The sequence below is a fragment of the Thermincola sp. GK-1 genome (assembly GCF_059412445.1).
Map to the genome: position 1 here is coordinate 87720 of NZ_JBSQAT010000012.1, position 9151 is coordinate 96870.

Sequence of the window (9151 nt, forward strand, 5' to 3'; positions counted from 1 at the left end):
TACTTTAAAAATTGCTTAGCGGCAAATGGGGAATCCACCAATAGCAAAAAACAATTATGGGGAAAGCTGCCAGCGTCATTATCTGCAGTTTCACCCCCCGCCACCCAAAGGAAAAATATAAGTGCAAAAATAAACCATAAAGCAGCCATGCCAATAAAGTCCATGTTTCCACCGGGTCCCAGCTCCAATAACTTCCCCAGGCCTCCTGCGCCCAAATAGCGCCGGTAATAAGCATCAGGGCATGGCTGACAAACCCGGCAGCCACAAGGCGAACATTATATTCATCCATTAACGCTTCCCCGGCAGCAGCGCTATAATTTCCCCGCCCCAAAGATTTATTCAAGAAATATAAACAGGAAATAGCAAATGACATTAAGTAAAAGGCCAAAGCAGTAAAAGCGGAGAATATATGGGCTACCAACCAGATACTTTGGTATTCCGGCCTTAATGTTTCCACGCCGGTAAATAAAGTTAAGCTCCACCCTAACAGGATTGCGGTGAAGCCAAAAATTACCACCCCCACCACCCGCAGTTCCCGTACTTTCCATTGCAGAAAAAGGTACAGGGCTATGGCCAAACACACCCCTGAAGAGTTCAATTCAAACATATTCACCGGCGGGTGCCCCGCTTGCAGCCACCTTATTACCACTGCCGCAAGATTGAGGAACAAACCTATCCATCCAGCCTTTATTGCATACCTGATGAAAACTTCTTTTTTCGTTACCAGCCCAAAAATAAAAAACAAAAAGATTCCGGAATATAGCAATGCCGTTGCCATTATCAGTATAACATCAGCCTTTAGCAAGATTATCCTCCTTATACTCAAAAGCGTGCAAAATGTTACGAATTAAACCGGCCAGGGAATTCTTGTAATGATAAGCCCAGCCAGAAACGACTAAAACCTGCTGCCCGTTTTGGCTACCCTTTTCTACCGTGATCACCCTGTAGTCAGACAAAAGGGTTACTATAAGACCCCCTGCTCCCAGGAAAAGTCCCGCATACATAACCCATAAGCCTGGTAAAAAAGAAACATTGAAAAATCCGTAGTACCGGACAGCTTCAAACTTGACTACCAGTCCACTGGACAGGGCCAATGCCTCGCCGGGCTTTAAAAACCCTTTCTTTAACAAATTGCTGTCTTCCCACAATTCCAGTTCCATAACCGGGTTTTTTAAAAGTAATGACCGGGAAAGCCATTGACCGGACTTGCTTTCAGCTTCCGGATATATCCTGATCTTGGCCAGGACCGGCGTTTGGGGAAGCTCCACCGTATCATAAAAGGTCAATGGCGGGCCTGTTTTTCCCCCGGCAGCTAAAGTTATAATACTTCGCCAACGCTCCGTGCCGTTAAAATGGACACTTATGACCGGCGCGGCTCCAAAATTGCCCAACATAATTTTTCGCCCACAAAAAGTAATGCCTTTATTGGGTCTGATAGGCTGAGAGAGGCTGCCTCCCTCTTTGTTTTTCAACAGCACGTGTCCTTCCAGTGCGGAAAAACTCTTGTTGCCATACCTGAATTCGGGCCTCAGGTCATCTACATAAATGGAAAAACCGGCATGGGATTCGCCAAAAAAAGCGCCTTCCCAAACCTTACCCACATAAGCATCGTGCTCCTCGACCACGGTATGCCCAACAGGAATGGCCATGGCGCCGGACATGCCGAATAAATTGTTCAGGATAATCCCCAATCCCGCAATGCTGAAACTGATATGGAAAAGAACAGAACCCCAAATGGCGATTTTCCCTTTCCTGGCCACCCAACGGGAACCGGCATCACCAGTGACCAGGTAACCGGCTTTTGCAAAAAGTTGCCGCAGCTTTTCCGATAATTTTTCTGTATCTCCGTCACCGGCAACCACGAATCTTATGTCGTTGTATTGAGCCGGCCCGTCTTCCGGCCTGACCAGCCTTTTAACCGAGCAGGCCGTCGAATTAAGGGCGATTAATATAATTAAGCCGGAAAACCACCATGTCCGGTAAAGAAAAAACTGGGGCTGCAGCCGGTTTGTCCACTGACCGGCGAAAGAAAGGACCAAAGCCACAGCTAGTAAAACAGCATTTGTTTTTCTGGAAGTTAAAAAATTAAGCAGCTTCATAGTCCCAGTCCCTCTTACGAACAGAAGAAGTCTACTGCACAGGCTGGGTATTCATCTGGCATTCACTGATACCAACCTTGGCAGTGCAGGAACCGCCGTTAGCGGAATCAAACTTGGATATCAGGTTCCCATGTATCAGGGCCTCTGTCCGGCCAATAGCCGTGTCAAACTTGTAAGTCCGCCCGTGAATACTGCCCCTTAAAGCGCCGCCGCCGATACCCTGCTCTTTGCCGCTGGTCACTTCTTTTAACATGTCCGGGTTGCCTGAATGACAACCGTAGCAACCATAAGCATTGGCCGTGTAATGCGCATATTGCTTGGAGTGGGTTGCCGGTGCAATGGAACCCTCCCCGCTGCCGGCCGTATTCCCAACCCCGTAAGTGGTCTCTTTATGACACATCACACATAAAGCGTCGTATACCAGAACTCCCTGGTTCGTTCTGTTATCAGCGTCAGGATGTAACGCGGTATTGGTGCCAACCCGCTTCAGCATGTATTTGTTGGTGGAGCTATGGGGCCCGGCCGGCCTGGTCCCGTCCGTATTGTGACAATCCAGGCAGACCATGCGGTTATTGGGGTCCTGGTCAAAATTATCCCACGGCGGATAGGCCGTAGTTGAGTTTACATACAGGTTCGGTTTTGGCGCCTGCATAATGGGGTGCCAGGAGTCCGTGCCGTAAACGAAATCGTAAATTCCGGCCGCGCTCTCCGTCCCTCCGGGAGATAAATAGGTATGGTTGTTTTGTTCCACCCGGTGGCAGCTCATGCACAATTCGTTGACACCTCTTTTGTCTGTAGGCAGAATGCCTGAGACAGGCGCAACAGCGGTATTCCCTCCCGTTACCCGCAAGTGTTTGCCCGGGTCAGTCCCGGCGAAAGTTGGCGGATTTTCTTCGTTAAATACGTTGTGGTCCGTATGGCACATACTCAAGCAGGTATAACCTTCGGGCGGATTGTAGTCCGCAGCAAAGGATGTAATCTGGTGACGGTAATTAACGGAATTCATGCCCATCCAGTCAGTAAGTTCATGACAGAGGTCACAGTCTTTCCCGCCCGGGCTCCGGCCGTAAGGTTCGGGAGCATGCGCTGCCTGCATGGGATCTCCATAACCATGGCAGTCCGAACACGGCTTCGCCTTAGCAGGGTCCACATTTCTGGCATGCTGGTTGATGGTGGTAACCTGCGGCCAGGTTGCCGCCAAATCAGGCAATCTGGGCATGTTGTTGCCCCGCCATTGATTAAGTACAGAATCGTCGGTGGCCGTGTGGCACTTCAGACACATTGCCCGTTGGTTCGCTACGGTCCCGTCGTAAAGATTGCTGCCCAGCCTGTCGTTCAGCAGCTTATTATTGTTGTTGGCCGAACCGTGGGGGTTATGGCAGTCGTTGCAGGGGATGCAGTACCCCAGAGGCACCGGCTTTCCGTCAATATAAAACCCTTTTTCATGGACATAGTGTCCAGAAGCGGTTACACTTGTACCATCGTCTTTACGGTAACTACCGCTGTAATACCTGGCAATATCCTGGGCCGGCCCGTCGCTGTCATGGCATTTAAAACACAAAGCGTTATATTTAAGGATACCTGCCGTTGAACCGGCATCGGGATCATCAGGCGGCGTAACCTGATAAAGGTCTACCAGCATTTTTCCGTAGGGAGTCCCGTGGGGATTGTGGCAGTTCAGGCACTGTCCCCTTTGCTCTTCGTCGGGGATGCTGTCCGAGGTCCGTGATACGCTGTATGGCCCGCCCGGATAAAGGACCCCGGTGGATTTACGCCCGTGGGCGTTAAGGTAAGTGGCTTCAAAAACAGTTTTCCCGAGGTAAGGGGCATCCCCTGTCCCCATCGGCCCCTCATGGCAGGCATAACATAGGGTGTTATTGTTTCCTTCCACGTTATACTTCCCGCCATTGACACTTTCGCGCAACAGTTTGGGTAACCGCGAACCATGTTTTTCATGACAGGCACAGCAGTTGATCTGCGTCTGCGGGTCAGGCGGAGCCAGAGGAGCATCGGTTCCGTTATTTTTATAAACATGGGCCCCTACCATATCACCGTCGTAAACCGTTGCTGCCGTGTAATATGTTTCATGGTCATCCACACCGGATATTCCCGTCAACCGGCGCACGCTGCCACCGTGAAGAGCAGGGCTACCGTGGCAGGCAAAACAGACATCATTGCCGCTGTTGTACTCATGGCCATTGGCATCCCTGGTATCCAGCAGTTTGGGGTAATGGACCCCTGCCCCGTCATGGGGATTATGACAGTCAATACAGCTTTGTTGGTCGTTCGGCACACCATGATGGCTTGTATTAGCCCCCACAGCGTCAATAGAGCCGAATTCGGCCAGAATATTCTTGGTACTGATTCCGCTGGCGTCATGGCACATATAACAGAGAAGCTTTTCGTTTTCCCGTTGCAATAAAACAGGGCCGGCAGCGGCGTGGGTAACATGACAGGTTGCACACAACTCCGATGTCAGGTCAAAGTTGCCATGCGGGTAAAAAGTAGTGCTGCCCATGCCTACAAATTCAAGTTTATTGACATTTGGCGGGTCAGTATTTAGTATGTTGCCCGCAGCGTCTGTAACCGAAGGGTCGACTTCGACAGTATACCTGGTTCCAACCGTCTGGTCAGCAGTTATAAGTCGGATTGTCCTCTGGTCACCTTTCAGTTGAACCGCTGATATCTTAAGAACATTAACGGGATTCCCAGATTCATAAATTTGGTAAACGGCCGGATTTTTAGCGGTTTCGCTATCCATGCAACTGTCAATAAATTCTATGTCTACCATATTTTTGGTGCGTACTATTGCCTGACTCAAAACAGGCCTGGTATTATCCACATAATAAGTAAAGGTCTTGATGGAAGTATCTCCATCACGGTTAGTCGCTACAATTTTGATCAGATATGCACCATCTCCCCCCGCGGCTGCCGTGTCCCAGTTAACGGAATAAGTTGTGCCGTCAGGAGTATGGTCACTTCCGATGAACGTCCAGGTAGCACCCCCATCGGTGGAATATTGCCACTCCACGCCGGCTATGCCATTGGCATCCGTTACGTTGGCAGACAATGTCTGAACATGTCCCCGCAGATAAGACCACATCTGCGGATTTATTTGGGAAATCTCCGGCGGATTATTGTCTATGTGGTAAGTCACACCGGGACTTACGGTCTTGTGACCCCACGGGGAAGAATCAACCGCCGTCACCCTAATCAGGTAATTATTCATATCAGGCAGATCTTCGGTCGGAAATATGTAAGAAAAGGTATAGACACCGCCGGCAACAGATTCCGGTTTCTTGCTGGTACCTATGGGAATCCACGATGTACCGTTATCCGGTGAATATTCCCAGGTTACCCTGCCTATTCCTGCCGGGTCCTGGGCGCTGACGCTCAGTTTTTGGTCTCCTTTTAACCTGGCTCCGTCAACAGGCGTGAAATTTGATAAAACAGGCCCCTGGTTCTCCAGGGTATAATACTTCAGATCAGAAACAGTAAATTCGTCCAGTGAGTCTTTTGCCACCGCCCTGACCTGGTACAGGCCATCAGGCAAAGCGCCGGTATCCCAGTCTATTCCATAGGTATAGCTGTCAACCGTCGAATTGTACGTGGCCCCGATAACATGCCACGTACTGCCGCTATCGCTTGAGTACTCCCACTTAATGCCATCACCCGGCGCTTGTTTGATACCCTTGGGGTCCCACGCCCACAGGGATAACCCGGCAGTCCCGTGGAGCAAAGTACCGTCCTGCGGTTTCAGGTCAAAAATCAGGGGCCCAGCGCTATGGGTATAATCTATGTTTACGTTCACGCTGTCCCAGTAAACGTAACCCGTCAATGATTTGCCTGCCTGGTTGCCCACCTTCCAGTAAAGCCTGAGAAGATACCTGTTCCCGGCAGTTAACCCGTTGACTGGAGCAGAAAAACTTTTCCACGTATCGGAAACATCGGTCAAAAGCCCGGCAGCCTTCTGGACGCCGTTCCAGTCACAGATTTCCCAGCCTACCTCCCAAGTCCCATAATTATTTGTTGAACGATAAATTCTATAATTAAAACTAACCGTCACGCTATTTACCCCTTCAGAGGGCAGGGCAAATACATGTTCGTACCCGGCCGTATCGCTATTTAAATTGGTTGCCGTTAAAGAAATATATTGTTGAGCCGAATATACATTTGTGTATGCCGTCGCGTTTGTCTGGCTGAAGGCAGTCCCCCCGCCTTCACTGAAGGTTCGCCACCTGCTGTACTGCGTCCCTTCAAAATCGCCGTCTCCTCCCAATACATCCGCCGTTTCTGCCATTGCTATATTAAGAGCGACAAGAAGCAAGACGCCCAATAGAAAAACCAGCAGCACCGCAAAAAATTTTTTGCGGCGCCGACCATTGCCATTATTAGCTCCAATAAGCTTGTCCCGTCTTGTACTCATGATGTTTCCCCTCCAGACGAAGCCATGTTAACCAGGATAACCCCAAACAGCTACCCGGCCATCGCCTCTGTTGGCCACGTAAATCCTGCCGTCCTCATCTACCGTGATTCCCACGGGTAAATTTAACCCTTCTTCCGGATCTTCCGACTGACCAAAGGTAAACAACAATCTGCCCCGGCCGTCATAAACCAACACCCGGTTGGCAAAGGGCTGGGTAACCATCAGACGGCCTAAATTATCCGCCGCCAGCCCTTTGACCATCCCTGTCGGTAAGACTCCTACGGGAACAGTAACCGAACGGACAACTTTTTTACCTGTTATCTTTTTAATCTGACATTGGCCTTCGTCCACCACCCAAAGGTGTCCGCCACTGTCCGCCTGAATTCCCTGGGGATGTGTAAGAGCGGCCTCAATTTCGCCCATGTATCTCCCTCTGGCATCAAAAACAACAATTCCATGCCGGGCCAGGTCCGATATGTAAACCTTACCGTCCTGCCCCAGGCACATTAAGCCGGGCTTAATCCCATAATCAGCCACGCCAATTGTCCGCAAATACCGGCCTTTGGCATCAAATTCCTGAACAGTAAAGTTTTCAGGATCGCTGACCCAGAGCCGCCCGTCGGAAAAAACCGCCAGGCCATATGGATAATTAAACTTGCCGGCTCCTTTGCCCCTTTCGCCGATGGAATAAAGGTAACGGCCTGAATTCTTATCGAAAACGCACACTCTATCGGTGCCCACGTCGGCAACATAAACCAATTCCTTTTCTTCTGATACGGCCACCGCCACCGGCTGTTCCAAGGCCGCTCTTTCCCCTCCGGTAAGGCTGTACAAATAAGACGGTCTGTCCCCTATGGCCCGGGGCAGGTGTAATAACACACATGAGTGACTGTCCCCAATCAGCCGGCCGGCAAAACCGGCCGCTAAAAGTGCCAGGAGTAAACCCAAGTATAGAGCAGGCTTTTTCAAAATATCTTTGCGCGATCCGGTGTCCACTGTCAGGTCACTTCTCTTCTTAATAATTGATTAATGTATTTGTAATCCTTTTTTTATATATTACGAAAGTGATTGGTTCTATAAGACCGTTAAAAACTCCTTCTATTTTCATTAATTTTTCCAATTTTTCTGAATAAAGTAGTGTCCATAATTCCCCGGCAAACGATTAAAACATCGTCGATTCTTCTCATATCAAAACCATGAGATATCAAACCCGCTGGCAAGCAGTTCCCCCTCCTTTCACAACAGAATATTCAAAGGCAGTTTGTTTTATGTCTGCACTGACGTTGTTAATGTTTTTTTACCCCATGCAAAAATAGGTTGCCTAAAAAAGGCAACCTGCTTAATTGAATCAACATCACATAAAATCCGGTATACTTTCAAAATCTAATTAAAAAACAGCGTCATTCCAAAAATTCAAGGTCGGTGATTGGATGAACCAGCATACAGAAAAAAAACTTTCTCCCTTTCTCATCGCGGCGACTTACATCGGAACAGTGGTTGGAGCTGGCTTTGCTTCGGGCCAGGAGGTCCTTCAGTTTTTTGGTTTCTTTGGGCCGGCCGGGATACTGGGCATGTTACTGACATCGGTTTTGTTTGCATTTTTTGGCAGAATTATTATGCAGATGGGCAAAGACTTACAGGCAAAATCCCACCTGCCGGTGATCCAAAAAGCCGGCGGCCTTTGGATAGGCCGGTTTATAGATTATACTATTACGTTCTTTCTGTTCGGAGCCGTAACTGCTATGGTAGCGGGGTCGGGAGCCATTTTTGAAGAACAGTTCAGTATTCCCAGCCTTTGGGGTAACCTGGCAATGGCCGTTGCGACCATGATTACTGTATTGATTGGTTTCGGCGGTGTTGTTTCAGCCATCAGTTTTGTGGTCCCGCTCCTGTTAGCGGCCGTACTGGGTATCAGTATTTACACTTTAATTGGTTCGCCGGTAAGTTTATGGAGACATGCCGCCTCTATTGACAACAGAGCTGCTGTACCTTTCTGGCCCTTATCCGCTTTAATATACGTCTCTTATAACCTGGTTATGGCTATAGCAGTATTGTCCCCCCTGGGTATGCATGCTGAAAGCGATGTTGCTCTGGCCCGGGGCGCAAAATACGGTGGATATGGTTTGGGGTTAGGCGCCCTGGCCATTCTTTTGGCTTTACTGGCAAATTTACCTGAAGCAGCCCGTTACGATATACCCATGGCTTTTATTGCCGGCAAAATTTCGCCTATCATTAAAGGCGCCTACGCTCTTGTATTGTTGGCTGAAATTTATACTACCGCCGTAGGAAGCCTGTATGGCTTTTCAGCACGACTGGCGGACCCTGATTCTGCCAAAGCAAAATGGGTAACAATCGGCGCCGCCGCTACGTCGCTGTTGGCCAGCCGGTTCGGTTTCACCAACCTGGTCCGTTTTCTTTATCCCGTCGTAGGTTATGCCGGCCTGCTGCTGCTGGCCGGACTGGCATACAGTTATTTTAGAGAACGGTTATTTTATCTGGTTCCTGCACTCAGGAAAAGAGAATATAGGCAAAAAAACAAATAAAAAAGTAGAACAAATTCGCCTATCGGCGATTCTTTCTTGAACTATACAAACGATTCACTATTATAGGGTTGGCTAATGCCAAC

General features: G+C 49.2%; 6 protein-coding genes. 1 reads left to right on the forward strand and 5 read right to left on the reverse strand.

What is annotated here, in order from left to right:
- Positions 1-4: 4 nt before the first annotated feature.
- From ccsA to ACSNJE_RS11950, 5 genes are all read right to left on the reverse strand, one after another.
- On the reverse strand, positions 5-805 hold the full coding sequence (gene ccsA, locus ACSNJE_RS11930; RefSeq protein WP_474773667.1) for a cytochrome c biogenesis protein CcsA: 801 nt from the start codon (positions 803-805) through the stop codon (positions 5-7).
- Positions 792-2099, reverse strand: a complete 1308-nt coding sequence (locus ACSNJE_RS11935; protein WP_495252734.1) for a cytochrome c biogenesis ResB family protein — start codon at positions 2097-2099, stop codon at positions 792-794. Before ACSNJE_RS11935 ends, ccsA begins: the two co-directional genes overlap by 14 nt.
- Before the next feature lie 31 nt (positions 2100-2130).
- Positions 2131-6525 (reverse strand): cytochrome c3 family protein, encoded by a 4395-nt coding sequence (locus tag ACSNJE_RS11940; RefSeq protein WP_495252735.1) that lies wholly within the window; start codon positions 6523-6525, stop codon positions 2131-2133.
- 27 nt (positions 6526-6552) lie between these two features.
- Entirely contained in the window at positions 6553-7521 is a 969-nt protein-coding gene (locus tag ACSNJE_RS11945) for a 6-bladed beta-propeller (RefSeq protein ID WP_495252736.1), read from the reverse strand.
- 89 nt (positions 7522-7610) lie between these two features.
- Positions 7611-7745 (reverse strand): hypothetical protein, encoded by a 135-nt coding sequence (locus tag ACSNJE_RS11950; protein ID WP_282432049.1) that lies wholly within the window; start codon positions 7743-7745, stop codon positions 7611-7613.
- Positions 7746-7955: 210 nt separating this feature from the next.
- On the opposite strand from ACSNJE_RS11950, the gene ACSNJE_RS11955 reads away from it, so the two are divergent.
- A complete protein-coding gene (locus ACSNJE_RS11955) occupies positions 7956-9068 on the forward strand; it encodes a YkvI family membrane protein (RefSeq protein WP_495252737.1) in 1113 nt (370 codons plus the stop codon).
- Positions 9069-9151: the final 83 nt, after the last annotated feature.